29 protein-coding genes and 1 pseudogene are annotated in these 24153 nt (G+C 62.1%); 16 read left to right on the top strand and 14 right to left on the bottom strand.

What is annotated here, in order from left to right:
* Positions 1-186: 186 nt before the first annotated feature.
* Entirely contained in the window at positions 187-861 is a 675-nt protein-coding gene (locus tag E3T55_RS11105; protein WP_134519635.1) for a TetR/AcrR family transcriptional regulator, read from the bottom strand.
* 135 nt (positions 862-996) lie between these two features.
* Here E3T55_RS11105 and E3T55_RS11100 point away from each other — a divergent pair, with 135 nt between their 5' ends.
* On the top strand, positions 997-2037 hold the full coding sequence (locus E3T55_RS11100) for an NAD(P)-dependent alcohol dehydrogenase (protein ID WP_198418559.1): 1041 nt from the start codon (positions 997-999) through the stop codon (positions 2035-2037).
* 478 nt (positions 2038-2515) lie between these two features.
* On the opposite strand, the gene E3T55_RS11095 is transcribed toward E3T55_RS11100, so the two are convergent.
* From E3T55_RS11095 to E3T55_RS11085, 3 genes are all read right to left on the bottom strand, one after another.
* Entirely contained in the window at positions 2516-2977 is a 462-nt protein-coding gene (locus E3T55_RS11095; RefSeq protein WP_166791758.1) for an SRPBCC domain-containing protein, read from the bottom strand.
* A 144-nt stretch (positions 2978-3121) separates the two neighbouring features.
* Positions 3122-3688, bottom strand: coding sequence for an ATPase (locus E3T55_RS11090; protein ID WP_134519633.1), 567 nt, complete (start codon positions 3686-3688; stop codon positions 3122-3124).
* A 3-nt stretch (positions 3689-3691) separates the two neighbouring features.
* The gene (locus E3T55_RS11085) at positions 3692-4090 is read right to left on the bottom strand and encodes a TA system antitoxin ParD family protein (protein WP_134519632.1); all 399 of its coding nucleotides are present in this window, start codon (positions 4088-4090) and stop codon (positions 3692-3694) included.
* 169 nt (positions 4091-4259) lie between these two features.
* Between E3T55_RS11085 and E3T55_RS21215 the strand changes: the two are divergent.
* Both E3T55_RS21215 and E3T55_RS11080 read left to right on the top strand, forming a co-directional pair.
* Positions 4260-4337: pseudogene (locus E3T55_RS21215) on the top strand (DUF2510 domain-containing protein); the annotation flags it as partial.
* Between the two features lie 102 nt (positions 4338-4439).
* The gene (locus E3T55_RS11080) at positions 4440-4952 is read left to right on the top strand and encodes a hypothetical protein (protein ID WP_241993013.1); all 513 of its coding nucleotides are present in this window, start codon (positions 4440-4442) and stop codon (positions 4950-4952) included.
* Between the two features lie 136 nt (positions 4953-5088).
* Here the strand turns inward: E3T55_RS11080 and E3T55_RS11075 are convergent, their stop codons facing one another.
* The 3 genes from E3T55_RS11075 to E3T55_RS11065 form a co-directional block, all read right to left on the bottom strand.
* Entirely contained in the window at positions 5089-5898 is an 810-nt protein-coding gene (locus E3T55_RS11075) for a hypothetical protein (protein ID WP_134519630.1), read from the bottom strand.
* Positions 5899-6588: 690 nt separating this feature from the next.
* Positions 6589-7332, bottom strand: coding sequence for a VOC family protein (locus E3T55_RS20570; protein ID WP_198418558.1), 744 nt, complete (start codon positions 7330-7332; stop codon positions 6589-6591).
* 57 nt (positions 7333-7389) lie between these two features.
* Positions 7390-7860 (bottom strand): hypothetical protein, encoded by a 471-nt coding sequence (locus E3T55_RS11065; RefSeq protein WP_134519629.1) that lies wholly within the window; start codon positions 7858-7860, stop codon positions 7390-7392.
* A gap of 549 nt (positions 7861-8409) precedes the next feature.
* On the opposite strand from E3T55_RS11065, the gene E3T55_RS11060 reads away from it, so the two are divergent.
* The 10 genes from E3T55_RS11060 to E3T55_RS11015 all read left to right on the top strand — a co-directional run bounded on the left by E3T55_RS11060 (position 8410) and on the right by E3T55_RS11015 (position 14018).
* Positions 8410-8643 carry a hypothetical protein gene (locus E3T55_RS11060; protein WP_134519628.1) on the top strand — a complete coding sequence of 78 codons (234 nt, stop codon included), beginning with the start codon at positions 8410-8412 and terminating at the stop codon, positions 8641-8643.
* A gap of 829 nt (positions 8644-9472) precedes the next feature.
* A complete protein-coding gene (locus tag E3T55_RS11055) occupies positions 9473-9670 on the top strand; it encodes a helix-turn-helix transcriptional regulator (protein ID WP_134519627.1) in 198 nt (65 codons plus the stop codon).
* Positions 9657-10058 carry a hypothetical protein gene (locus E3T55_RS11050; protein WP_134519626.1) on the top strand — a complete coding sequence of 134 codons (402 nt, stop codon included), beginning with the start codon at positions 9657-9659 and terminating at the stop codon, positions 10056-10058. Before E3T55_RS11055 ends, E3T55_RS11050 begins: the two co-directional genes overlap by 14 nt.
* Positions 10059-10165: 107 nt before the next feature.
* The gene (locus E3T55_RS21210) at positions 10166-10672 is read left to right on the top strand and encodes an HXXEE domain-containing protein (RefSeq protein ID WP_166791757.1); all 507 of its coding nucleotides are present in this window, start codon (positions 10166-10168) and stop codon (positions 10670-10672) included.
* 499 nt (positions 10673-11171) lie between these two features.
* Positions 11172-11582, top strand: a complete 411-nt coding sequence (locus E3T55_RS11040) for a GNAT family acetyltransferase (RefSeq protein ID WP_134519624.1) — start codon at positions 11172-11174, stop codon at positions 11580-11582.
* A gap of 63 nt (positions 11583-11645) precedes the next feature.
* A complete protein-coding gene (locus E3T55_RS11035) occupies positions 11646-12146 on the top strand; it encodes a peroxiredoxin (protein WP_134519623.1) in 501 nt (166 codons plus the stop codon).
* Positions 12147-12303: 157 nt separating this feature from the next.
* Complete coding sequence (locus tag E3T55_RS11030) at positions 12304-12888, top strand: recombinase family protein (RefSeq protein ID WP_134519699.1); 585 nt, start codon at positions 12304-12306, stop codon at positions 12886-12888.
* A 125-nt stretch (positions 12889-13013) separates the two neighbouring features.
* Positions 13014-13259, top strand: coding sequence for a type II toxin-antitoxin system Phd/YefM family antitoxin (locus E3T55_RS11025; protein WP_134519622.1), 246 nt, complete (start codon positions 13014-13016; stop codon positions 13257-13259).
* A 21-nt stretch (positions 13260-13280) separates the two neighbouring features.
* Complete coding sequence (locus E3T55_RS11020) at positions 13281-13541, top strand: type II toxin-antitoxin system RelE family toxin (protein ID WP_134519621.1); 261 nt, start codon at positions 13281-13283, stop codon at positions 13539-13541.
* A gap of 168 nt (positions 13542-13709) precedes the next feature.
* Positions 13710-14018 carry a hypothetical protein gene (locus tag E3T55_RS11015; RefSeq protein WP_134519620.1) on the top strand — a complete coding sequence of 103 codons (309 nt, stop codon included), beginning with the start codon at positions 13710-13712 and terminating at the stop codon, positions 14016-14018.
* A gap of 213 nt (positions 14019-14231) precedes the next feature.
* Here the strand turns inward: E3T55_RS11015 and E3T55_RS11010 are convergent, their stop codons facing one another.
* The 3 genes from E3T55_RS11010 to lepB all read right to left on the bottom strand — a co-directional run bounded on the left by E3T55_RS11010 (position 14232) and on the right by lepB (position 16336).
* Positions 14232-14822 (bottom strand): GNAT family N-acetyltransferase, encoded by a 591-nt coding sequence (locus tag E3T55_RS11010; protein WP_134519619.1) that lies wholly within the window; start codon positions 14820-14822, stop codon positions 14232-14234.
* 273 nt (positions 14823-15095) lie between these two features.
* Positions 15096-15494: a VOC family protein gene (locus E3T55_RS11005; RefSeq protein WP_134519618.1), complete on the bottom strand. Its 399-nt coding sequence runs from the start codon at positions 15492-15494 to the stop codon at positions 15096-15098.
* Between the two features lie 110 nt (positions 15495-15604).
* Positions 15605-16336, bottom strand: a complete 732-nt coding sequence (lepB, locus tag E3T55_RS11000; protein WP_134519617.1) for a signal peptidase I — start codon at positions 16334-16336, stop codon at positions 15605-15607.
* A 263-nt stretch (positions 16337-16599) separates the two neighbouring features.
* Here lepB and E3T55_RS10995 point away from each other — a divergent pair, with 263 nt between their 5' ends.
* Complete coding sequence (locus E3T55_RS10995) at positions 16600-17175, top strand: RNA polymerase sigma factor (protein ID WP_134519616.1); 576 nt, start codon at positions 16600-16602, stop codon at positions 17173-17175.
* A 38-nt stretch (positions 17176-17213) separates the two neighbouring features.
* Positions 17214-18158: a CU044_5270 family protein gene (locus E3T55_RS10990; protein WP_134519615.1), complete on the top strand. Its 945-nt coding sequence runs from the start codon at positions 17214-17216 to the stop codon at positions 18156-18158.
* A 262-nt stretch (positions 18159-18420) separates the two neighbouring features.
* On the opposite strand, the gene E3T55_RS10985 is transcribed toward E3T55_RS10990, so the two are convergent.
* The 4 genes from E3T55_RS10985 to E3T55_RS21205 form a co-directional block, all read right to left on the bottom strand.
* Positions 18421-21207 carry an FtsX-like permease family protein gene (locus tag E3T55_RS10985; protein WP_166791756.1) on the bottom strand — a complete coding sequence of 929 codons (2787 nt, stop codon included), beginning with the start codon at positions 21205-21207 and terminating at the stop codon, positions 18421-18423.
* 17 nt (positions 21208-21224) lie between these two features.
* Complete coding sequence (locus E3T55_RS10980; RefSeq protein WP_134519613.1) at positions 21225-21944, bottom strand: ABC transporter ATP-binding protein; 720 nt, start codon at positions 21942-21944, stop codon at positions 21225-21227.
* Positions 21941-22648 carry a PadR family transcriptional regulator gene (locus tag E3T55_RS10975; RefSeq protein ID WP_241993012.1) on the bottom strand — a complete coding sequence of 236 codons (708 nt, stop codon included), beginning with the start codon at positions 22646-22648 and terminating at the stop codon, positions 21941-21943. Before E3T55_RS10975 ends, E3T55_RS10980 begins: the two co-directional genes overlap by 4 nt.
* A 93-nt stretch (positions 22649-22741) precedes the next feature.
* Positions 22742-23092, bottom strand: a complete 351-nt coding sequence (locus tag E3T55_RS21205; RefSeq protein WP_134519611.1) for a carboxypeptidase-like regulatory domain-containing protein — start codon at positions 23090-23092, stop codon at positions 22742-22744.
* A 565-nt stretch (positions 23093-23657) separates the two neighbouring features.
* Here E3T55_RS21205 and E3T55_RS10965 point away from each other — a divergent pair.
* Positions 23658-24137: a hypothetical protein gene (locus tag E3T55_RS10965; protein ID WP_134519610.1), complete on the top strand. Its 480-nt coding sequence runs from the start codon at positions 23658-23660 to the stop codon at positions 24135-24137.
* The last annotated feature ends 16 nt before the right edge of the window (positions 24138-24153 follow it).

Raw genomic sequence — 24153 nt, 5'->3', positions numbered from 1 at the left:
ACCCTATTGTGCTGCTGGAGGACCAACAAAAGCACTGCGGCCCCCGCCTGCGTAATAACGGAGCAGTCGCGGGATGACTCCGGTCCGTGCAGCGCGACGCCATCAGCTTGCAGATCCCACTCAGCGCACTTCCCAGACCGGCCCTTCCCCAAAGCTCGGAACGGCCGCGCCGGTCCGTGAGCGCGGTTACGCGGAGGATCTCAGGGGCTCGAGGGCGGCTAGGACGAGGTCGAGGCCGAAGGTGAACTCCTCCGCCGGGTCGTATCCTGCAGCGACGAGCGCCGCTGCTGACTCATTGAGGTAGGGGAACTCGTCAGGAGGAAGCTGGGGCAGGAAGACGTTCTCGGTCATGTTTGCGAACTCACCGGCGGTGTCGAACGGCAGGCTGGTTTGCTGCAGGGCGAAACCGTAGACATAGCTGTCGAGCAACCAGTTGGCGTGCGTCGCCATCACGACCGGGAAACCAGCCCTCCGCAGGCAGGCGGTGACCGCTTCGCGGTGGCGAAGGTTCGCGGGCCCCGGCGATGTGCGCGACTCCATCAGGCCGATCGCCCACGGGTGGCTTGCGAGAACCTGTCGAGCGGATGCCGCCCGCCGTCGCATCGCCGACTGCCAGTCGGTCTCTTCGCGCGGAATCTCGATCTGCTCGAACACGATGTCGATCATGGCGTCCAGCAACTCCTCCTTGCTCGCCACGTAGTGGTACAGCGACATCGCGCCGGCGCCGAGCGCGCCCGCCAGCCGGCGCATGCTCAGCCCGTCGACCCCCTCGCGGTCGGCGAGCCGGATCGCCTCGACCACCACCCGCTGCTTGCTCAGCCCCGCGTCGGACGCGACCTGGTGTTCTTCTCTCGCGGACACGGGTCTCCTCGCTCGCTCGACCGGCTCAAAAAATCGTCTCGCGCTCCCTATAGTACAGTGTACGATCCCAGTACAGTGTACGACGTACGGTGCACGAGCCAGCGAGAGTCGCGGCTCGAACGTGAGGAGGCTTCTATGGGAATCGAACAGCGGTCGAATGCCGGAGCACGCCACACACCGGGGGCGAGTCCGGCCGGGGCGGCGACGATGCGGGCCGCCGTGCAGCACCGCTACGGCCCGCCCTCAGTGCTCGAGACGTCCGAGGTCGGGCTGCCACTACCCGGCCCTGGCGATGTGCTCGTGCGGGTGGGCGCGGCCTCGGTGCATCCTGGCGACTACTTCGTGATGACCGGTGAGCCGTATGTGGTGCGTCTGGCGTATGGGCTCCGCCGGCCGCGCCACGGCATCCCGGGCCGGGACCTTGCCGGCGTGGTGACAGCGATCGGAACGGATGTCACCACTCTCCGCCCCGGCGACGCGGTGTTCGGCTGGAGCACCACCGGAACTCTCGCAGAGTATGCCTGCGTCCCAGCGGACAACCTCGCGTCCGTGCCCGCCAACCTGTCGGTCGTGTACGCGGCAGCGGTGCCCACGTCCGCCTTGGCGGCCTTGCAGGCATTGCGCAAGATCGCGAACGTTCAACCGGGCCAGTCGGTGCTGATCACGGGTGCATCGGGCGGCGTGGGCTCCTTCGCCGTACAGATCGCCAAGGCATGTGGCGCCGAGGTAACGGGTGTGTGCAGCACCCGCAACGTCGACTTGGTCCGGTCGCTCGGTGCCGACCACGTCGTTGACTACACGAGGACCGACTTCACGCGCAGCGGGAAGCGTTACGACGTCATCTTCGACAACGTGGAAGCCCAGACCCTGGCGGCTGTCCGCCGAGCGCTGACGCCCACCGGCACCCTCATCCCCAACAGCGGACGCGGCGGCCGCTGGCTCGGCCCCCTCGGTCGGATCGTCACAGCGCGCGCGCTGTCTGGGTTCACCCGTCAGCAGCTGAAGCCCTTCCTGTCGGTCGAGAAGCGCCAGGACCTGCTCACTCTGGCCGACCTGCTCTCGACCGGGCAGGTCACGCCCGTCATCGACCGCACCTACCCCCTCGACGAAGCAGCCGACGCCCTCCGCTACGTCGCGGCCGGCCACACCCGAGGGAAGGTTGTCGTCACCATGTGATGACCGGACACACGAGAACGACCCAACCCGTGCTGATGTACGCCCAGACCTGCCAGCTTCCTGGTGCTTTATCTCTACATCGACTACTTCCACTTCTATAAGCCGGCGTCATCGACGATCTTCGCGGCGGTGTTACCTTCGCGTTCGACATCAGTTTGTTGACCATTTTCGTCGCGCTCATAACCATCCCGGCCCTGATGGTGTGACTCTCCCTGACGCTGCCTGCCCGCGTGAACCGCGCCACGAACCTCGTCGTTACTTCGGTCGGTGTCCTCGTCTCGGTGTTCAACGCGGTCGGGGAGTCCTCGGATTGGTCCTGGTTCTAGGGTCTCTCCATCGGACTCGAGGTGCTGCTTCTGGCCTTCATCCTGCGCTCTGCTGGACCTGGCCTCGAACCGCCGTCGTCTCAGCCGGTACCGCGCCGACCGACCTTCGGCAGTAGGCATCCGTCTAAGAGCGGCTCCCCCATGATCGTGAACTAGTCAGTGGCACGCTCGAGCAGGATCGCGAGCTCGTCGAGTTCGACGTCCCAGCCCTCGCGGTTCTGCTCAAGACGGTCGCGACGGTAGCGGGTGCCGCCGGGGAGTGTGTCGAATCCCGATTCGATCACCGTGACATCCGTTCCGGTACCAGCATCGGCGATGGTGAAGCGCACGTGCGTCGAGTACTCGTCGAGCTGTTCGGCGGGGATTCCCGACCAACGGAAGCCGAACGAGTCGTCGGGCACCACCTCGGTGATTTCGATCGGGAAGCTGCCGTAGTCATCCCAGTCGATGCTGCCGGTAGCACCGGGCTCGAGCGCGGCGAACCCCACACCGTCTCCAAACCACTTGACCATCTCATCGGGATCAGTCAGCGCCTTCCAGACACTCGCGCGCGAGGCCTCGATGTGCACGGTGCGGGTCACGGTGTGCCCCTTGATTCTTGCGTGATCAGACACGGTGTTTCCTTCACGTTCAAGCCGAGCGCGACGGAACAATGCCCGCCGAGCGGCACGTTAACAAGTCCTGCAAACGCACCTCATCGAGCGTACCCGTGATTGCGTATCTGTTCACCGGCCGAGAGCGCCGGGAACGCGACGGCGTCAGGCTGTGAGTATTGCCGGCGCCCAGTTAGGCCAGGAAGGCTCCCCGATGAGCAGACCATGCTCGTACTGCGCGACTCGGCGGAACGGATGTCTGGCCGAGCTGTTGTCGAAAAACTCAGCACGATGAGCCGTAGTCCGGGCACGAGCGATGAGGTGCCACAGTCGTGCGTACCGCTCGCGGATCTTCTGCTCGGGCACGTCATGACCACCGTGCTGCACGCGCTCAGCAACACGGCTCACAGCCACGTCCACGGGGAGCAGGATGACGTGCAGGTGCACGAGGTAGCCGCGGGCGATTGCGTCATCAACGAGGTCGAGCTTGCTCGGGTGGCTGAACACCGTCTCGGTAACGAACGACGACCCGGCCGCCAGCAGCTGCGCGCGCTCTTCAGCCGCGGCGCGAGATGCGGCGTATGCATGCGCTGACTGGGAATCCGGCCAGCGCTCGGCGGCGATAACGTCGGCGTTCACAAACGGAAGGTGGGTCACCGGTTCCAAGAGGTGGGTGACATAGGTGGTCTTTCCTGAGCCGTTCGGGCCGGCGAGGAGATGAAGGACAGGCACCGGTCAGGCGTCGGTGGCGTCGGTACCCGCGGTGTTGGCAGCAGTAGTGCGTGGGTGACGTTTGACGAGATGGCCATCCTGCTCGGCGGCTTCGCTCCATGAGCGCCCGGACTGTGTGAACTCCGCACCGAAATTCAGCTTGGCACGTCGTTCGTCTAGCTGCTCATCCCAGTTTGCCCGCACTAGTGCCTGGCCACGTTCGCCGAGGTCATCGTACGCAGCCTCGCCCGCCAGCACGCGCTGAATGTCACGCAGGCTCGTTCCCGGTGAGGATTCGAGCTCGCGCCCGATTCGCGCCCAATGGCTGATCTGCTGCGCCGCGCTGCGGCTTGCAACAGTGCCAACAGACTTCGCGGCCTCAAAGAGGTCGCCTTCGACCCGCATCGGCATCGTCTTGCTCATGCATCGAGTGTAGCAAGTTGCTACAGGCTGTCCAATCCTTGCGGATGCAGACATCTTCTGTCCAAAATCCCAAAACTCGCTATGATCCCCACACGTGAAATTCACAGACACGCGGTTTCGGACACATTTCACCGCTCAGTGTACGAAGCCGCTTTGCAGGGGAGGCCTCATGAGCAGTTCGGCGGGTTGGTATCCACAGCCGGATGGCCAGCAAAGGTATTGGAACGGCATTCAGTGGACCGATCACGTAGCGCCTGGCGTTGTCTGGTTGCCTCCCCTCGACAGCGGACCGCCCGAGTTCACTGCAGTGCGACATCGCAGAAACCACGTAGTCGCCGGATTGGGGATCGTGCTCAGCGCAATTTTGGTTGCTTTCGCGGTCACTCAAGCACTGGCGAACTTTACCGGGCCGCCAATTGCACTCAGCGTGCTCAAAGTAGTCAATTTAACCGTTACACCGTCCAGCGGGTACAGGCTGGACGAACCAGCCCTCCTGTTGTGTCTCTCCGTCGCCATGATTCTTGGTGTTTTGGGTCTTCTCCTGCTTGTCACCCGTGTTAGATTCCTCGGTTTGATATGGCGTCTCGGTGCTCTTGCCTCTATCACGCTTCCGGCGCTGCTCGCTATCTCTCATTGGAGGTTCATCAGCGATCCGACCTCAGGCCTGAAAGAAGGGACAGACATCTCATTTGCAGGCCAAGGCCTTGCAATGTTGGCCGACGGCGCCCGTGGCCTCTTGTGGGATATCACCCCAGGGATAGGCTTGTATCTCTTCACAGCAGGATTAGCCTGCGCTGTTCTCGCATCCCTAGTTCCAGCAATTAGGCGCGAAGAATCAATGACCGTAACAGCGAATCGCTAAAAACTCTGAGAAATCTACGGCGCGCGGCCGTGAGTTTCATGCGCGCCGGATTCGCCACGTAGGCCGTGGCGAATGCGCGCATGCGGGCGCCGTGCTTCAGCATGAATTTCGTCGTCGCTGCGGGCTGCGCTGCGCCTCAGCATCCGACACCACGGATTTTCGGCAACGAGCAGACAAACCTCAAACCGAGATTGTCGAGCGTGTCCTGAGCCACGGATAGCCGCGCGATCGCCTGCGCCGTGAGATCGGCGTCCCGTGTGACCTCAAGCACCACGTTCCGGTACTTCGGGAACGGAACTTCTGCTTTCACTTTTCTCGCCTTGCTCCAAGCCGTCGTGCATTCGCTTCCGTCTTCGACGGAGCTTTGTGCAAACTCCCACAATGATTTGGGATCGGCCTGCCACATCGCCGACTCGTCGAGTTCACGCGCTGCGTTGTACATCGCGAGACTGCATTGCCAGAGCGCGGCACGACGTGCACTCTTTCCGCCGACCACGTCGCCGATAAGTTCTGTGCTCTGCTCTTCGACCTCGTCGGCGAGCTGATCGAACATGATCCATGCCAGCGCGAGGTCAGGTTGGATCGAGAGCCGCACACCGCCAGCGTCGGCGGGAATGATTACCTCGTCACCAGGAGCGAGAAATATGTACGGGTACCAGCTCTTGGCAGACGTGTGAAAGAGCCGAGACCTCACCTCATTCTTATAGAGGTCGAAAATCCGCAGTACAGGTGAGGTAACCGCCCAGATCGTGTCACTGTCGTTGCGCGCGATCCACCCGCCGGAGGTGTATTCGCAGATGACGACGTCATCACCGTCGGACGGATTATCTACGCGGTCTGGCGCGTTCGTGTAGCAACCGGGTCCGTCGGAAGAAGACTGAGCAACTGGTGCCCCTAAACCAATCAGCGCTACGCTGACAATCGCGGTGAGTAGTGCGCGGAGCATCTGACCTCCACACGGCGTCGCAGGCACTTGACATCCTCAGGTGCCTGCACCTTACTCCCGTTCGACAGGAGGCAACAGGGGTGTTGTCCGTCGGTGAGCGCGTCGGCGAACTGGGCCTCGTACAGTTCACTACGCGCGATCACGGCCTCGTGCATCGGCCGGCCGTCAAGCGAACGTCACCAGCCATCGAGCACGACGGGTGGAGCCCACAGAAGCCAATATTCATACAGGCTCGAGACCGAGCCGATCTCCATAGGTCCTGACCCCATTTCAGCCACTGGTTCCTCAGAAGAAAGAGTCTCGGGAGGAACTCGCAATACCTTCAAGGATCGGCCTACCGGGTCTCGATCGCTCGTTCCTCGCGCCTCGACCAGCGGGGCGCGTTTTTTGTAGGGCGACGGGGATTTGAACCCGGGGACCGATGGTTTGTGGTGGGACAGAATTTGGGCCGTATCTTTACGCGTCGGCGCCTCGTCGCTCCTGTCATGATCTGGCCAGTAATGACATTTATAGAGCGTATCCGACACTAATCGCCGAGTTAGCGACAAATAGTCGATCGACAGACAGGCGCTAGCACAGGCCTCCTGCTCGTCGGCTTCCTGCCGTGGACAACGGTTTCACTCGTGCGTGCCCTTGGTTGAGCGACCGGTGCTATCCCCGAACGCTCAACCAAGGCGGTGCTGCTCCTTCTCAGGCCGGCGGCGCGAAGAACTCTAGCGGCAGCCCGTCAGGATCGCGGAAAGACAGGCCTGACCCGTATCCGGCGTCCTTGATGGTGTCGTGGCTGACGCCGAGCTGGTCCAGGCGCTTCTCCCAAATCTCGAGCTCGGACCGGTCCGCAACGCCGAATGCGACGTGATCCAAACCCGCACGGCGCTCGCTGAACGGTGTCGTCACGTCCGAGTCGGGGAACTGGTGCAGCCCGACGAGGGTGCCGCTCACCATCCAGACGACGTGGCGGAAGGGGCCGGTCTCCTCATCGAGCACTGGCTCGTCCTCGAACAACGCCGTGTACCACGGAACGCTCACCTCGAGGTCTCGTACCGTGAGCGCCACATGGGCAATGGGTGGGAATATCGACATCGATGGTTCCTCCTGGATTCGAATGAGCACGATCGTTCGTGCGTACTTCAACCCTACGATCGTTCGTCTCGCAACCGTCGAGGGAACCGGTGGGATCTCGATCGGGCGACTGGCCGACGCCATCGGGATGAGCAAGAGCGTCCACGCCCGTTCCGCAAGCCGAACCCCTAACGGGACGAATGAGGGGAAGCCGCTGAAGTGGCGATCGTTAACAGCCGCTGCTACTTCGTTTGGTTGGGATGTCTCGTGAACACGTTGAGGATCTTCACTGTCATCCGCAGCAGAGCTTTTCTGGGTTGCGACGACGTCGCGCCATCCGGCGGCGGCTTGACTCGTGGCGTGCTCGATCACGAATTCTGATGACTTGAGTGGCCGGGAGACGGGAGACGGGACCTTCTTTTGCGTGCACTAGACGCGGGGTTTCGTGACCGTCACCGGTTCGCGCAACCACTCTGCTTCATCCTGACCCCAGCCGGCAGCGACCGCTTCCGCAGTGTTCCGCCAAGCCTTGATCTCCGTGACTATCCGCCCGAGCTGATTGACGACGAAGGCACCGCGGGCAGTGTCGATGATGTCCCTTGCGCATGTGCGCTGATCCTGAACGCTGAGAAGCTTGATCCATGGGAAAGGGCGTGCGAGGCGGTCCTCCAACGTTCCGTTGTCGTCCAGCGACACAGCACCCGGGCGATGCTTCTGCCCCAGGAACAGGCGCCTCCAATAGCGCTCGTAGGCCTCAGGGCCGCAGTCTTTCATCGCTTTTTCTTCTGCGCTGTACAGGCGTTGAAGTACATCAGGATGCGTGATTGTGTACAGCTTGTAGATCAGGTCTTCACGGACCTCTTCATCATTGCGGTAGTCCGCACTGGGAATCGCTGCCAACGGGATCTCATAGGCCCGAGATTCCTTTTCCAGCCAACCTTCAACGGCCTCCGTTGTCCACGCTCGCGGATCGGTCCCCCATACTCGCGGATCGGTCCCCCATACTCGTGGACGGGTGCACTGGCGCCGAAACTGTCCATTTCACCAACGTTAAACGGGTCTCGAGCACCTCGACCTCGGGTATAGAGCGACGCTCGCTGATGGGGCACTCGTCATTGCAATGGTGATTGGAACGGTGACAACTGGTGCCCCGGCCATGGCGTCTACCCACTCGGTTTCCTCCGTATCCTCGACCGTAGCCACGACTCATGCGCCTCAGCTGTGGCCTCGGCTGCGACGGCCATTCGATCTGCGCGGGATCTTGGGCCGTGCTGCGGTCAGGCCGGAAGACTGGTTGGCGGCTTCTATGGGTCTCTAATCGCTTCCGCACCTGGCCCGTGGACTGCGGCGGCCGCGTGGGCGGCCCACCTCGGTAGAGTGATCCGATAGAAGCACGACACGGCCGGGAATTTCGCCTGCTGATGAATACAGGAACTGGAGGAGAACACCGTGACCGAAAGACGAGATGGTCAGGCCAAGCGGCCAGGCGGCAGTCAGATAGTGGGCTGGGTCGGGATGGTGTTCTGCGGGTTGCTGGCCTTTAATGCCGCCACGATCGCGTCAAGTAATGGGATGCGCGCGTTTCTGATCGTCGACGGCGTCGTGCTTATTGGAATCTTCGTTACCCTTCTGGGCCGCTGGTTCTTCAAACGCGAGAACTCTGCGGGTCCGAAGGGACGCTAACGACCCTTCCCGCTTTTGAAGAGGGGCAGCCCACATGGGCTGCCCCTCTGTTTTGTCTATCCACAGGTGTTGGTACCCGAACCAGAGCCAGGTCGTTGAGCAGATCAAATTGTGTGACGGACGTCACTCGTGCGGTGTAGCTCGAACGCGGAGTGTTTGGCAGAAATTGTGTAGCGGACGAAGAAGGATGCGACAGTCGATGCCCACCTCGAGTTTCAACTCGTGGCTCCACGCTACGCCGAATCCTGAACCCTCTTGCGGGATGGCTGCCGTCAGAACAATCCGTTTGCCGCAGCGAAGGGATCCCAATGTGGGTCCGTGTGAATCTCCAGCTCGGCAGCGGTGGCCGCCGCTGCGGCTGTCAACAGCCCGAAAAGATGCGCAACCAGTGCGGCGGTCACGTCAATTCCGTCCCCAACGCCTGAAGATTTTTATCGGTTTTGTCATTGCGCGGAGAACCACCCGAATGATCAAGATATCCTTCGCAGGCTCAACACTTCCTTGAAAACCGCGGTGAGTGCGACGAGGACGAGAACGCCTCCGGCCAGCACGGTCTGCTTGGACGAGGCCTCCGCGAGTAAAAACACGCCAAACCCTATGGCGGGGACCGCGATCGCCATAACTGACCACCACGTGAGCGATTCTTTTCTCTTCCCCATAACTGCAGTATCCCGTACGGCAGCACTGTCGGTTTGGCCAGGAATGCTTGGCCACCAGAATCAGGGAGTAGCGCATCCCTCACGACCCCCGTTGGGGAACGCCTTCGCGGCCATCACATCACCTGACAAGCCCACTTGACACGATACCGACTGTAAAGCATACTTGTCACATGGAATCCGAGATCAGAGCGCGGCGGCAAGCCGCTGGCCTCTCTCAAGCCGCACTTGGTGTGGTCTTGGGAGTTTCCCGTCAGACCATAAATGCCCTCGAAACCGGGCGCTATGATCCATCTCTGGTTCTTGCCGTTCGCCTGGCCCGATACTTTGAATCCACCGTTGAGGAAGTGTTTCACATTGCAGACGAATAACCGCTCACGCATCTCGACCATCAACATCATCTTGGTCAGCACGCTCTGTGTCGGAGCGACTATTGCGGCTCTCACACAGAATTGGGTCGGCGCAATATGGTTGCTCATTCTCGGCCTATCGGGGCTTGGCGCTGCGTTCTACGCGCGTCGGCCGAACGCCCGCGACATCACCCGGATTAACGGTATCGAGTATCGCGATGAACGTGACCGCGACCTTGCACGCCAAGGGTTCGCAACTGTCGGCGCTGCCGCCCTGATCCTGTCCGTTGTCGAAGTCGTGCTCGCCATAATCTTTCTCCCCCAACTCGTGGGCGTCGTTTCTGCACAGCTACTTATGCTGTCCGTCATTTGGGGCATGGCGAACTCAAACGCTGTGAAGCGAAGCTGAGTCCAGCTGCCCGCAAGGGGGGCCCTTGCGGGGCTCCGAACGGGCACGAAATTTGCGCCGGCACCACAAGCAAAAGTTCAGGCGGTAGGGGCCGCTATGATTTCGTTGTGTCAATCGAGCCCACTGGAACCCGGATCGCTGCGGTGGCACTCTTCGCCGCTTGGCTTGTGCACGACGTCGAAGAAGTGTTTACTTTCCCGGCCACGTCTAGACTGCTCGCCGCGCGTCTGGGCAGGGACCGGGTGGTCGTTTCTCCGACGCAATCCGTGCTCGCCATCGCGCTCATGGGAGTGCTGGTTGGCGTGGCTTGTGTTCGCGGCACACGCTCCCAGGGAAAATCACGTCTCTACCGAGCGGTGTTAGCTGGATTGGAAGCTCATGTGGTCACGCACATCGCGACTTCGATCTCCTTCAAGAGCTACACAGCGGGTCTAATCACGGCGCCGTTGGTGATGTTTCCCGGGGCGCGAGTAGCGCGGGCTCAACTCCGTCGAAGCGGCTCACCGCTCCTGCCATCTGACACCGCGCGTGGCGGGGCACTTCTGTTCGCCGCAGCACTAGGTTCACACGTCATTTCACGCATCGTCCTCGGAACACGCAACCTGCGCGGGTAAGAAACCCGCATACGTAGCGCAGGTAGCTTCGGTGTTTAGGCAGCGCCGGCCACCGCCGCCGCTGTCCCAGTCCCAGTCCCGGTCCCGAAACGATGCGCAACCAGTGTGGCGGTCATGTCAATTCCGTCCGCAACGCCGAAAGACGTCCATCGGCTTTGTCATTGCGCGGAAAACGACCCCGTTGATCGCGACAACCTTCGCAGGCTCAGCACTGCCTTGAAAACCGCAGTGAGTGCGACGAGGACGAGAACGCCTCCGGCCAACACGGTCTGCAAAGATGATGCCTCTGCGAGTAAAAACACGCCAAACCCCATCGCGGGGGCCACAATCACAATAACTGACCACCATGCGAGCGAATCTTTCCTCTTCCCCATAAATGCAGTATCCCCCACGGCAGCTCTCTCTGCTTGACGAGGACCGCTCGGCCACCGGAGTAGCGCGCCCTCACGACCAACGTCTCACGGCATTGGGTCTGCGATGATGACGGCAAACTAGGGCTATGCAGATTCGCGACCTCACTTCGGCAAACATCGGTGCAGCGACGTCACTCTGGGTCAGAGCCGGGTTGACCCGCCCCTGGAATCCGCCGGAGCTTGACCTGCAGCGTGCACTCGACGGCGGGACATCGACCGTGCTGGGGGCTTTCGACAATGACCGATTGATCGGCACCGTGATGGTTGGCCACGACGGACACCGCGGCTGGGTGTATTACCTGGCTGTTGATGAAAGCCAACGTGGAACTGGTTTAGGACGGCAGCTGATGTCAACGGCGGAAGACTGGCTGCGAAAACACGGCGCCGTGAAAGTCCAACTCATGGTCCGCTCGACCAACGAAACAGTACTCGGTTTCTATGAGCACCTCGGCTACGAAGCCGCTGAAGTTCAGGTTCGATCAAAGCGACTGACCTGAGTAGTTCCCGCTGATCCCACCTTTGGCAAGTCTGACCTCGACCACACCACGAAATGAAACCACATGGCGAAAACCCTTCCGACGCCCCTCGATGACGGTGCCGCTGATCAATTGATCGGATTGCACCTGCCTGACATCGACCTTGCATCGACATCGGGCGGCGAGTTGAGCATCAAAAAGTGCTCAACCGGGCGCTGGATCCTGTTTATCTATCCACGAACGTGCGTGCCTGGCCAGGCCGAGCCAATCGGATGGGCAGACATCCCCGGAGCAAAAGGCTGCACCGCCGAAGCATGCAGCTTTCGTGACCGTTTGGTCGAGCTGAATGAGGCTGGCGCCCAAAACGTGATCGGGCTCTCGGTGCAGAGCTCGGCCTATCAACACGAGGCCGTCCAGCGGATTCACCTCCCGTACCGACTCGTCTCGGATGAGAAGGGACGATTGACAGAGGCGCTCAAACTCCTCACCTTCACGGTCGAAGGCGTGACGCTTCTCAAACGCATGACTCTTGTTACTGACGGAGAAACAGTCAGGCATGTGTTCTATCCCGATTTCCCGGCGTAAGGTCATGCAGACCAAGTTCGTGACTGGTTACGCGCAAATCCCGCAGACTGATCGTCTCAAACTGACCGCTGGGGGCCGCCACCTTCGGATGCCCGCAAGCCGGACCCCCACTGCGACGATTCTTGACCCGTTCACAGCGGAGCGGGATGGTTTCGCCATGGATGGATCACTAATTGGATACGCACGCGTGTCCACCGATGAACAAGACCTCACCGCCCAACAGAACGCCCTGGAACGACTGGGCGCTAGATCGTCACTGAGCTACACCGATCATGGTCTGACCGCAACGAACCGGGCCCGGCCAGGGCTTCGCGAAGCCCTGGCCGCCTGTCGCACCGGAGACACCCTCGTCGTTGCGAAACTCGACAGACTCGCGCGATCACTCCGGGATGCCAAAAACATCATCGACGAGCTGACAGCCAAAGACGTCAAGCTCAGCATCGGCGGAGCGGTACACGATCCGAACGACCCCGTCGGGCGCCTCCTCTTCAACGTCCTGGCAATGGTCGCCGAATTCGGGTCGGATCTGATTCGCGCCAGAACGCGGGAGGGAATGCAGGTGGCCACGGCGAAAGGACGGCTTCGCGGTAAGCAGCCCAAACTGTCGGCGGCGCAGCAGAAACACTTGATCGAAGTACACAGCGCCGGCCTACATTCCAGCGCAGAATTGGCGGAACTCTTCCACGTTGCGCGCTCGACCGTCTACCGAACCATTCAACGTCAGTTCGAATCGGGCCATTGAAAGGGACCCTCAATCGAAATCTCGTTGCCGGATTAGCCGGTCTGGCAACGACACAGTCGCCCCTCAAACAGAACCGCGATTGGAAAACCTTTGACACCTACATGTACAAGATGTACTTTTGAGCTATGACAACGACGACTCTTAGCAATTTTCGCGCACATCAGAGCGAGGTGCTCGACGCCGCACAGCGCGGGCCCGTTGAGGTTCTCAGCCGTGGTAGCAGACGTCGCGCCGTCGTTGTCTCCCCGGAATTCTTTGACCGTGCCCTTCAGGCTCTGGAAGATCAAGCTGACGTTCTTGGCGCAGCCGAGGCGCGTCGCGAGCAAGGCGGCATTTCGCACGAGGAGCTCATGGCCGAGCTGGGCCTCTGAGCCGTTGCGAGCGGCTCGCCCATGCCGATTTACTCAATCACTTACAAGCCCTCCGCTGCGAAAGCCTTCCGCAAGGTCCATCCGAATGAGCGGAAGCGAATCAAGGAGGCCATCGAGGACCTCGCCGCGAACCCGCGCCCTCACGGCTATATCCAGCTCGCGGGCGGTGTTGGTGAGTGCCGCATCCGAATCGGTGAGTATCGCGTCGTCTACGAAATCGAGGATGACAAACTCATCGTCCTCGTGCTGCGCGTCGGCCACCGCAGTGATGTGTACCGCTAAACAGAGCGAACGAGGACGGCAAGGTCTTGGGGCGGGGTGCCCTGAAAGGCAACCTGCTACGGAAATCGCAACAAGTACGCGAACGCTGCCCCTCCAACCAATCAACCGGATCAGAGCCGGAGGGGTGCTGGCGCGGCGGGATCTGGAAGGCTGACGTACAGTCGGAGCATGTCAGAAGCACATATGACCTTCTCGGTGTCGTCCGGCCAGCCGCCGGTCATCACTCCGGATGCACCTAGCATTTCGGAAACTGTTCGCGTTTCGCGGGCACTGCAGGCGGCACTGCGGAGCGCCGAGGCGCTCGCGAGCGAACTCGATGACCTGCTGCAAAATCTAGACGAGGATTCATCTCACCAGGCCGTCGCGGACGCGATGCAGTTGGACGCCGATCTCGTGAGAAACGTGCGAGAAGGCCAATCTTCCCTCACTTTTCTCATGAAGAAGTATGTGAGAACAGCGGATAGCCTAAAGCGATGATTCAATGGCCGGTCACTTGACATCGTCATCATGATGGACCGACTCGGTAAGGATGCTAGTCCCCGTCCCGTTCCCGTAAACCGAACCTGTTGCGGGGCTCCGAACGGGCAGGAAATTTGCGACACGGCAAGTAAAAATTCGAGTGGCGGGGGCCGCAATGATTTCTTTGTGTCGATCGAGCCAACTGGAACCCGGATCGCTGTCTGTTGTCTGTCAGTTGAGTCCGCCGGCATGCCAACCGGACGGGCCGGCGGCGGCGGCGGCGCTCAGTCTGGCGTGTTCAGCGGCGCCCTCAAGCCGCCAACCGTAGTTCTCGGTTATGACGTAACTATCGCCGGCGATATTCAACCGAGCTCGGCTGCCGCTAAGTCCCCCAGTGAATACCTCCTCGTCAATCCAAATCAGCAGTTGGCTGACCCAATCTGCGGTATCGCTGGGGTCCGCATACAACCAGTACTGCGGTGCTCCTGAGGACGGTAGGGAGATGAGAAGGCGAGCCCGTTGGCCGTCTCGCTGCACCAAGGCAAAGTCGACAGCCCCTTGGCGAGCACGGACGTCAGCGACCTCGCTAGGAGGTGATTGGGATTCCCAACGGATTTCACCATCTTTCCTCGACAACGTCGCCTGTAGCGCTTGATTTTGTGCGACGCGTATGGAGGCGCAAATAGCGGGGAGAATGTGTGACGTGAAGCGGTTGACTCCGTTGGAGCGCAACCATTCGAGCATTGCCTGGGCTGCTTCGGAAGCAAACCCACATCCCTGCCAGCTCGGTGAAATCACCCAGTCCATGTCGGCCGTGAGCATCGTCCCGTCAATTTCGACGAGCGGTCCGCGGAGTGCCCCACAACTTGAGCGGCATAGCGGTTTTCTAACTCCCTCAGCGAAGGCGCTTCCCCGCCAGTGAATTCGTATAGGGAGGGATCGGCCAAAACTCTTACCATCGACGACGCGTGCGCAACCGACAGCGGTTCCAACAGGAGGCGCGCACACGTCAGAGGTTTAGCGGTCGGCGGCAACTTCATCCATTGAGACTGGCACAGTCCTAAAGCTCGGACTTGAAAATCTTCAGGGGGTGCGTCAGCGCGGCGATGTGGCGACGACTTCGACCTTTGAACCGGCTCCATCTTCGAGGTACGCGGCGTAGTGGTCGGGGCCTCCTGCATGTGGGTACCGATCCGCGTATAGCTCAGTCCAGCCGTGGGTTGATGCCCGACCGACGATGAGGTCGACATCAGCTGAAGTCCCTCCGTGGAGGGCAATGTGGTTCATCCCCGGACGACGACGATCATGCTCATCGCCGCAGACGGAGGGCGGTCGAGTGATGACTATGTAGACCTCGCCACATCGCCAGGAAATACCAGTGTTCCATTCCTGATCGACGGACCAGCCAAGGGCCACAAGCAGCCAGCCCCACGATGTTCGCGCGCTGTCCAGGTCACCAACCCAAATCTCGATGTGATGCACCCCGACTGCCATGTCACCATCGTTCCATAAACGTCACGGGCGCCTGTTCCACTGAGGAACCTCTTACGGGACAATTTCAGCTGATGAAATAACCATCCCGTCTTGGGGGGTCTTGGTCTTAGTCAGCGGGCTGCTGACGCGATGGTTTCTGGGTAGTGGCCGAGCCAGCCCCAGTGTTTGGCGGGCCAGCTCACCACGACTGCCCGGCCGATGACATTACTGATCGGGACGAAGCCGGCCCCCGGCGGGCCGTTGAGAAAGTGGAAGGCCGAATCGGCTGAGTTGTATCGGTTGTCGCCCATGACCCAAAGATTTCCGTCGGGCACGGTGACCGTAAACGGACTTTTAGTCGCCTGGGATTGATCGTCAGGAATCTGGATGTAGGGCTCGTCGATGGCGACATCGTTGATGGTCAGCTGTCCGGCGGCGGTACAACAGACCACGGTGTCGCCGGGTAGGCCGATGACTCGTTTGACGAGGTGATTATTGCTGTCGCCGGCGCTCAGCCCCACAGCCGTAAATGCAACGTCTAGCGCACTGAAGAGATTTTGCGGCGCGGGTTGCTGCGGTGGAAGCCAGTTTCCCGGGTCGGTGAAGACGACCACGTCGCCATGTTCAATCGGGATCAGGTTGGGAACGAGTTCATTCACAATGATTCGATCATTGACCAAGAGCGTATTCTCCATCGACGGAGATGGAATGTAGAACGAACGCACGACAAAAGTTTTCAGTAGGGCTGAGATCAGGATCGCGATGACCACGACGAGGACGAGGTCTCGCACGAACTTCAACGCAGGAGACCCAACGCCGGCCCGCCGCCGTGCGGAGCGTGTGGCTGCGTCGGCTGTCATCATGCCCTGAGCCTAGGGCAGTCAGTCAAACTGCTATTGACCGCCCATCCCAGCGAGCCATCGCAAGTCACTCAGCTTCCCCGTCACCATACGAGAACCTTCTGCGAGACGCTGGGGTGCTGGCCGGCAAGGAATGTCGACGCTACTGTGAAAAGTAGTCCGTGGGCGCTGACAAGAAAGCTCGACGCGGGCGCAACGAGAACCGGTTGTGAATTGCATCGTCGACTGAATTCGAGACGATCCAACGGTCCGAGACACTATTGGGTATGAGGCATACAAAACGGGCCGGCCCCACAGGCTCCGACAGGGCGAGACTCCAAGCCATTCAGCGCGGAGATCGTGCCGCGTTCGGCACGCTATACGAAGAGTATGTCCGCGACGTTTACCACTACGCGCTGCGGATGCTCCGCGATACGGCTGGCGCCGAGGACATCACCCAGGATGTCTTCATACTCGCATGGACGAAGCGGGCTGAGATCAGAGTCGTGGATGTCTCGTTACTTCCGTGGCTTCTGGCGGCGACTCGGAACTTGAGCCTCAACCGACTCAAACGGAAGAGTTACAGCGCAACTCTCGATGGATCCACGGAAATGATTGATCCGCGGCCGGGCCCCGAAGATGTTCTTCTCGATCGTCAGCTCGGAGCGTCAATCGCAACGGCAGTCGCACGATTGTCGGAAAGCGACCAGAAGCTCTACCGGCTCTGCCTCGTCGACGAGCTGTCCTACCGCGATGCCGCGCATCAGCTCGAGACCACGGCCGGCGCCGTGCGTAACCGACTCACTCGGCTGCGCCGCACCCTACGCATTTCGTTAGCCTCTCAAAACGAAGGACTGTCATGACCAGCACACTTGGCCCCACCGACGAACAGGTACGCACGATGCACCAAAACATCATGGAGCAAATCACTGCGGATAAAGCTTCTGCGGCCTCAATTCGAACCCGTCCCGTCGTCATTCGTCGGCGACGCATCGCATTCGCCTCGGTCGGAGCCGTCGCAGCCGCTGCCGTCATCCTGGCTGGCGTGATAATTCCCAGCGGGAACGGCTCGTCAGCTGAAGCCGCCACCATCCTCAACGATGCTGCCGCACTGACAATCACGAGCTCGGATCTCGTGGCCGCACCCGGTGAGTACCTGAAAATCGCGACTGAGGCCGCGTACGCGACCGTCGGACGGTCAGGCGACGGCGAACCGGTGACGTGGATCTCCCCGTCGACAATCACTGTCTATAAGCCGGGCGATCCGGACGCCGATTGGGTGATGGAGCGTCACGATCTCGCTCCTACGGAGTTTTTTGGAGACGGTGCCGAGGCTTCGGCGCTGGCCAACTGGGCCGTGATGCCGAACGATCCCCTCACCAATGGCATCTTCCGTGCACAGGATGCTGCCTTCTACGGAGCTCCCGACCCAGCAAGGTCCACGGATGCTTTACCGCGCGATCCGCAAGAACTCTACGAATACATCCGGTCGGAGTACAACGGCGGATCGAACAACCCAGACGAGGACGCATGGGTGCGCATCACCGCCCTTCTGCGCACCGGAACCGCACCGGCCGACCTGCGATCCGCGCTCTATCGCGCAGCAGCCCTGGTCCCCGGCATCGAGGCCATACCCGGTCAGGCGACACTGAACGGTCGAACCGGAATAGCCCTGGGTCGAATCGAGTCCAGCCGTGACGAACGACAGGACATCATCATCGACCCCGAGACGGGTGAACTCATCGGAGAACGCACCGTGCGCACCAAAGCCGGTTTCGGCGCCCCAGCCGGAACTATTTGGGCAGCAACCGCCGTAACAACAACTGTCGTCGACACCACACCATGATGACCGACGCGCGCAACCAAGGCCTTTCGGTCGACACGGGCGTCGTCATCGGTCCCGCTGATCTCGACCTCCCGCCGACGCAAACGGTCCACATCACGGCCTGGCCAGACGCGGGCTGAGCTTTCCCATCATTCGAGAACCGCCGACCAGGGGAAACCCTGTCGGCGGTTCTCGCTGCGAGGACCCCGTCGGAGGACTGTCGGCCGCAGAATTGCCTTCCATTCCCCGCCCGTGTGGGGAACGACTACCGGGACGACCCGCGTTAGGCGAGGGTGCGTTGCAGCCGTTCGTCGAACTGTGCGGGTCGAGTCAGCAGCCAGCTGCCGGCGGCGATGATGAGCGGGAGCCCGACGACGAGGAGCAACAGCTGCGGCCAGGGCGGGGCGAAGGGCATCAGATCGACCAGGCCCAGCATCCCGGGTCCGAGGAGCCCGAGGACGCCGCCAAGCACGGCGCCGGTTCCGGTGAGGAGCACGGCTTGCCAGAATCCGACGCTTCGGCGCAGGCCCGGGTTGGCACCGACGGCGCTGAGCGTGACGTCGTCGCGCCGGCCGTCTGCCCGGGCAAGACCGAGAGCGACCGCGGCAGCGGCGAAGGCGACCAGGGCGGCGACGGCGACCAGCGCCCAGCCGGAGGTGTCGATAGTGCTGCCCGGTCCGCGCTCGTAACGGGCCACCAGTTCGGGGCCACCGGTCAGGGACCCGAGTGAGGCCCGAAGCTGATCTTGGGCGGCCTCGTCGGGAGCCGACGCGAAGGACGCGAGTACCCGGTACGGTACCGGCTCCATCCCGAGAGACGTCGCCGTGGAGTCGAGCATGAACACACTGAAATGGATCGGATGGGCGGGTTCCTGCACCACAGCGGGCACTGCCGTCGTTGAGATCGCCGTCACGTCTGCGGTGTTACCGTCGTCGGTGGCAGCGGATGCGGGCATCCACTCGATCTGGATGGTGCCGTCATCCTGCACATATTCCGGGTAGAGCGAGACTGCTCCCCCGGCCTCGAGGGTGCGTTGAGATTGCGGGGAGACGTCCGCATCGAGGATGAGGGCGAGGTCGGCGAGGTTTCCGGTCCAGATTTGGGGTGTGGATCCGGTGGAGAACAGCCAGAAGGGTGAGTTGCAGGCGCCGGCCGGGTTGGATCCGCTCTGAAGCTCGCAGCTGACCTCGGGCCGCAACGCGACGGTGGGGTGGGCCGCGGTGTCGGCGGGCCCGGTTGAGCCGGACCGCACCCCGGAGAGCACGCTCACCTCGTCGGCGCCGAGCTGGGTGGTGAGGATCGTCGCGACGTCCGGGCCGACCGGATACACACTCTGCGTGCCATCCTCGGCCCAGGAACCCAGCTCGACCATCAGTTGCCCTTCGGCGTTCCAGCGGTCGTAGCTGGCGCGATTGGATTCGTCGGACCCGCCAAAGAACGCCAGCAGTACGGTACCCAAAAACACGGTGGTCATGATCGCCGCGAGCACGGGCAGGGAACGGGACCGGTTGCGCACCACATCACGGGCCGCCAGCCGCGCCCCCAACCCCACCCGTGCCACGATTCGGGCGAGGGAAGCGAGGACGACCGTCGCGACGAGCAGCACGCCGACCTGCGCCAGCACCGGGCCGAAGAGCACCAGCATGATGGCTAGCTGATACAGGGAAGTGTTGGTGATGACGCCCGGGGCAGAGAAGCTCGCCGTTCCCGCCCAGGCGCCGCCGGCGGTGATCGCGACCCCGGTTGCGATGATGAAGACGCCGGCCCAGCGACGTCGGGTCTGGGGCGCGGTCTGCGCCCGTCGGGCTCCGCGCAGAGCGGCGAGCACGTCCATGCGGGAGGCGGTCCAGGCTGGCAGCACCGCGGCGATCCAGCCGATCACCATGGCAAACAGCACGATCCCCACGAGCGCGGGAATCGACAGGTGGTAGCCCCAGTACTGCACGGCGCTGCCATCGGACGTCAGGGTCATGAACAGGGAACCGCCGGTGACACCGATTATCACGCCGACGATGCCGCCGGCCAGCCCCAGGACCAGGCCGCTGGCGGTCACGATCTGGAACAGGGTGCGCCGGTGACCGCCGACACTGGCGACCGTGGCCAGGGTGCGCTGTTGCTGCCGAGCCCCCACGGTGAACGCCGCCCCGGCGAGCAGGGCGATCTCCAGCACCGCGAAGATGACGCCGACCGTGGTCAACGTCACGACCGTCGTCGCAACACCCTGCAGGTCAGTGGATTGCTGCAGCTCATACGTCCCCGCTGGCGGCGGATTCAGCAACACGGACCGCGACAGGGCGACCGCGCCGGACTGGTTGAGCTGTTGCACGGCCGCCCAATCCAAGGGCTGCCCGAAGAGATAGAAGTCGTCCTCCCCGATGCGCGGTTCGCGATCTCCCGTGAAGGTGCCGAGCGCTCCGAACACGGCCAGGCTCGCGTCAGCATACTCCGCGCCATCGAGCACCCCGACCACGGTGGCGGGGCGTTCCGGGTCGCGCAGCGACACCGTCTCCCCCAGGTTCGTGCCGAGCCGCTCCAGCGCGGCGGCCGTGACCAGGATCTCTCCGTCAGCGGATGGCGCGCGCCCAGCAACCAGCGTGTATTTGGGCGCGAAGCCCACGTTCCAGGTCTCACCTTCGACGGCGCTCATCCCGGCGATACCGGTCGCCGTCTCGATGGTTACGTCGGCCGAGCGGATCGGGACCAGCGTCGCACCGGGTGTGATGAGGGACGCCGGATCGGCCAGCGCCGCATCCGCTTGCGTGTTGACCGGCATCCCGGCCGGGTCCATCTCGTCCTGGTGCCAGCCGGGCCGGGTGGGACTTTGAATGAGGGAGGAGTCGGGGCTGCTGACGACGCTGATGCGGGCATCGGCCTGGCCCAGTTCGGCGGCCAGGGTTTCGTCGATTGTCGGGATCATGCTCATCCCCACCAGCGCGACGCCGCTGAGGCCGGCCACGGGGATCGCGACCATCGCCACGATCAGGGCACTGCGGGCCTTGGCCGCCCAGGCGTCACGCCGCGCGAAGCGCAGCGCCGCTCGGAACGGGGCCAGTCGGCTCCGGCCCGCCATCCTCGATCTGCCCGACATCATCGCCCAGCCCCAAGAAGCTCGTCGGCAGATCCGGCCGACGTCTGTCCGACGATTCGGCCGTCTTCCAGGTACACGATCCGGTCAGCCCAGGCAGCATGCCGCGCATCATGGGTGACCAGAATCGCTCCGGCGCCCGCGTCGACCCGATGACGCAGCATCCGCAGCACCGCCTCACCCGTCTGCGTGTCCAACGCTCCGGTTGGCTCATCAGCGAGAATCAGCTTGCGCGGTCCGACAATGGCGCGAGCGATCGCGACCCGTTGCTGCTGTCCCCCGGAGAGATCATCGGGGTAGGCGCCGGCCCGATCGGCCAGCTCAACCGACGCGAGGGCATCGAGTCCGGCACGGCGTGAGTCGCGGCTGCGCCAACTGTCTAGTTCCAGAGGCAGTGTTACGTTCTCGAGGGCCGTCAGTGCGGGAATCAGGTTGAAATCCTGGAACACGAAGCCCAGGGTGCGGCGGCGCAGCACGGCCAGCTGTTTTGCCGTCATCGCACTGATCCACTGACCATCGATCACGACTTCCCCCGACGTGGGCGCTGTCAGGCCGCCGGCAATGGTCAGGAGCGTCGATTTACCCGAGCCGGATGCCCCCATCACCGCCACCATCTCGCCCGCGATGATCGTCAGATCGATACCGGCCAGAGCGGTGACCGCGGTCTCGCCGCGCCCGTACTGCCGGGACACCCCGTCCAACCGAAGCAGCTCGACAGTCATCGGAGGGCTTCTGCGTCGTCCGTGCGCTCGTCGATGATGGGCGCGCCGGCGCGCGCCGGCCGGCCGCGCCGACGCGGCTCCGAGGGATTCTCGCTGGCCGAGAGCCCTTTGGCTGTCGCCCGAGCCAGCCGGGAACGAGAATGATCCAGCCAGCGGATCTCTGCCTCGGCCTGAAAGATCAGCGAGTCGATAACGAGAAGCCAGGCGAGCTCATCCGTCGAATCGGGATCATCGCCGGCGTTCTTAGCCCGGGTGAGCTGCTGCAGGGTCGACATCGTCGACATCCGCTGAACCCGAACGATCTCGTCGATGTCCACATCGGGCAGCGTCACCGCGAGGGCCAGCTTGATCGCCAATTCATCCCGCGTCGTGGCCGGGCGCGGCACCGGGGACCGCAACCATTCGAATACTTCCGTGTGCCCCGCCGGGGTGATGGCGTAGAAGACGTGTCCGTCTGTGTCGGTCTCACGCTTCACGATGAAGGCGTCGCGTTCCAACCTCTCGAGAGTGTTGTAAATCTGCCCGACATTGATCGGCCAAGTCGAGCCTGTACGACGCTCGAACTCCGCACGCAACCTGTACCCGTAACTGGGGCCCTGATCAAGAATGGCCAAAATGCTCTGACGTACCGACACGACGACTCCCCGCAATCCAGTGACCAACACGGCCCTTACATGCCGAGTATATACACACTCGACATGCATCAATTGGCTGATAGGACATGGCGGGGATCGTCCGCATGGTCGCGGCCCCGCCGGAGACGTTCCACAGAACGGATGCGAGGCGCCGGCCGAGGCTCATTCGGCCATATCTACTGCCACAGTTTCATCAGCCACAACGTCAACAGAGGCGTGGATCGGAACCCCATCGCACGAAGCGGTCACCTCGTAGCGTCCGGGCGGAACGGGCCAGCTGAAGGTCCCCGCAGCGCTCGTAACGGCCGCCAGTTCCGGTACCGGACCACCTGAAATCACGACCATCGTGATTCCGCACCCGGTGGCGGGCAGGCCCGAAGCCGCCGTCACGGTCCCGTCGATCTGACCAAGGTTCGGCTTCACGACGCAGCCCGTCAACGTGGCGACACAGATCACGCCCACGGCAGCGACGACAAACCACCGCTCCCCGATCTCTGACCTATGCGAGCGCATGCGTCGACTCTATTGGAGGGTTCGGTACCGCGGCCAATTCGGGACGCCCGCATGGGGGACCCCGCAACGGGACAGTTTGAAATCGGACGGCCGAGTACGAGCGCGCTGAGCGAACACCTGCCATCTGGACGCAACCAGCAAGGTCTAGCCTCGTCCTTTACCTAGGGGGAGTTTCTGCACCATGTGCAAATTCAAGCGATTTTCCGTGGTGGCGGGCTGGTAGTGGCGTCGGCGGTCTTGGTTGGTTGTTCCGAAAACGCGGTACCGGAGCCAACCACGTCGCCCGCTACCGTGCTGACCGAGAATCAGGAGTACGCCCTGTCTATCTATGACTGCGTCACGGAGAAAGTTGGGGTGAAACAAGAAGAGCAGTACCAGGCTGAAGCCGCCGGTTGTGCTGAGGCCTCCGGTCCACGCGTCGCCTGCCCGCAGCCGCAGTAGCCCGGGTCGCCTTAAAGGTCGCGGACCAGGAAGGCAGTACAGCCCGGCCGGCTGAAATCTGCCAAGATGCACTCAAAGCACTGTGGAAAGGGCCCCCCTCGCCGCGTTCGAGAAGGTAGAAAATATGAGTGGACGCGTTCTCGGCTTGGCGACGATTCTGACTCTCGCCGCGGTGTGTCTCGTAGGTTGCACTTCACACTCGGACACCTCGAAACCCCGCCCTTCGTCGCAAGCGGAGGGCAACGAGCGGATGGTCCAATGCCTGTCCGACCGTGGTTGGGACGCCGTGCTGAGTTCGGACGGGGGAATCGAGAGCAGCTTTCCTTCTGAGCAGGAGGAGGTGTATTCCGCTGACGTGGACGACTGCTTTGACGTCACCGGAGTAAATCAAGTCCGCACACTCAACACTGACGAGTTCAAGAAGGGCTACGACCTGATGAGCTCGTCTTTGGAGTGCCTGCGAGCAACAGGACTTGACCTTCCGGACGCTCCGTCCTACCAAGCCTTCGTCGACTCGAATGCCGGGTACACGCCCTACCGCGACCTTCCTGACGAACTCTACGACGAACTGATCGAGGCCTGTCCTCAACCTCAACTCTGGTAGCTGAGCGCACCGGTAT

The organism is Cryobacterium frigoriphilum (assembly GCF_004403305.1).
GTDB classification, from domain to species: domain Bacteria; phylum Actinomycetota; class Actinomycetes; order Actinomycetales; family Microbacteriaceae; genus Cryobacterium; species Cryobacterium frigoriphilum.
This window is presented reverse-complemented; position numbering and strand designations above follow the sequence as displayed.

Excerpts from the sequence above, each read along its gene's own strand:
- E3T55_RS11035 (WP_134519623.1), top strand. The coding sequence starts at position 11,646 with ATGGCGAAAACCCTTCCGACGCCCCTCGATGACGGTGCCGCTGATCAA.
- E3T55_RS10980 (WP_134519613.1), bottom strand. The coding sequence starts at position 21,944 with ATGACTGTCGAGCTGCTTCGGTTGGACGGGGTGTCCCGGCAGTACGGG.
- E3T55_RS11085 (WP_134519632.1), bottom strand. The coding sequence starts at position 4,090 with ATGAGCAAGACGATGCCGATGCGGGTCGAAGGCGACCTCTTTGAGGCC.
- lepB (WP_134519617.1), bottom strand. The coding sequence starts at position 16,336 with ATGATGACAGCCGACGCAGCCACACGCTCCGCACGGCGGCGGGCCGGC.
- E3T55_RS10990 (WP_134519615.1), top strand. The coding sequence starts at position 17,214 with ATGCACCAAAACATCATGGAGCAAATCACTGCGGATAAAGCTTCTGCG.
- E3T55_RS11100 (WP_198418559.1), top strand. The coding sequence starts at position 997 with ATGGGAATCGAACAGCGGTCGAATGCCGGAGCACGCCACACACCGGGG.
- E3T55_RS10995 (WP_134519616.1), top strand. The coding sequence starts at position 16,600 with ATGAGGCATACAAAACGGGCCGGCCCCACAGGCTCCGACAGGGCGAGA.
- E3T55_RS10975 (WP_241993012.1), bottom strand. The coding sequence starts at position 22,648 with ATGCATGTCGAGTGTGTATATACTCGGCATGTAAGGGCCGTGTTGGTC.
- E3T55_RS11005 (WP_134519618.1), bottom strand. The coding sequence starts at position 15,494 with ATGGCAGTCGGGGTGCATCACATCGAGATTTGGGTTGGTGACCTGGAC.
- E3T55_RS10965 (WP_134519610.1), top strand. The coding sequence starts at position 23,658 with ATGAGTGGACGCGTTCTCGGCTTGGCGACGATTCTGACTCTCGCCGCG.
- E3T55_RS11040 (WP_134519624.1), top strand. The coding sequence starts at position 11,172 with ATGCAGATTCGCGACCTCACTTCGGCAAACATCGGTGCAGCGACGTCA.
- E3T55_RS11010 (WP_134519619.1), bottom strand. The coding sequence starts at position 14,822 with ATGCTCACGGCCGACATGGACTGGGTGATTTCACCGAGCTGGCAGGGA.
- E3T55_RS11025 (WP_134519622.1), top strand. The coding sequence starts at position 13,014 with ATGACAACGACGACTCTTAGCAATTTTCGCGCACATCAGAGCGAGGTG.
- E3T55_RS11075 (WP_134519630.1), bottom strand. The coding sequence starts at position 5,898 with ATGCTCCGCGCACTACTCACCGCGATTGTCAGCGTAGCGCTGATTGGT.
- E3T55_RS11020 (WP_134519621.1), top strand. The coding sequence starts at position 13,281 with ATGCCGATTTACTCAATCACTTACAAGCCCTCCGCTGCGAAAGCCTTC.
- E3T55_RS11055 (WP_134519627.1), top strand. The coding sequence starts at position 9,473 with ATGGAATCCGAGATCAGAGCGCGGCGGCAAGCCGCTGGCCTCTCTCAA.
- E3T55_RS11015 (WP_134519620.1), top strand. The coding sequence starts at position 13,710 with ATGTCAGAAGCACATATGACCTTCTCGGTGTCGTCCGGCCAGCCGCCG.
- E3T55_RS11030 (WP_134519699.1), top strand. The coding sequence starts at position 12,304 with ATGGATGGATCACTAATTGGATACGCACGCGTGTCCACCGATGAACAA.
- E3T55_RS10985 (WP_166791756.1), bottom strand. The coding sequence starts at position 21,207 with ATGGCGGGCCGGAGCCGACTGGCCCCGTTCCGAGCGGCGCTGCGCTTC.
- E3T55_RS21205 (WP_134519611.1), bottom strand. The coding sequence starts at position 23,092 with ATGCGCTCGCATAGGTCAGAGATCGGGGAGCGGTGGTTTGTCGTCGCT.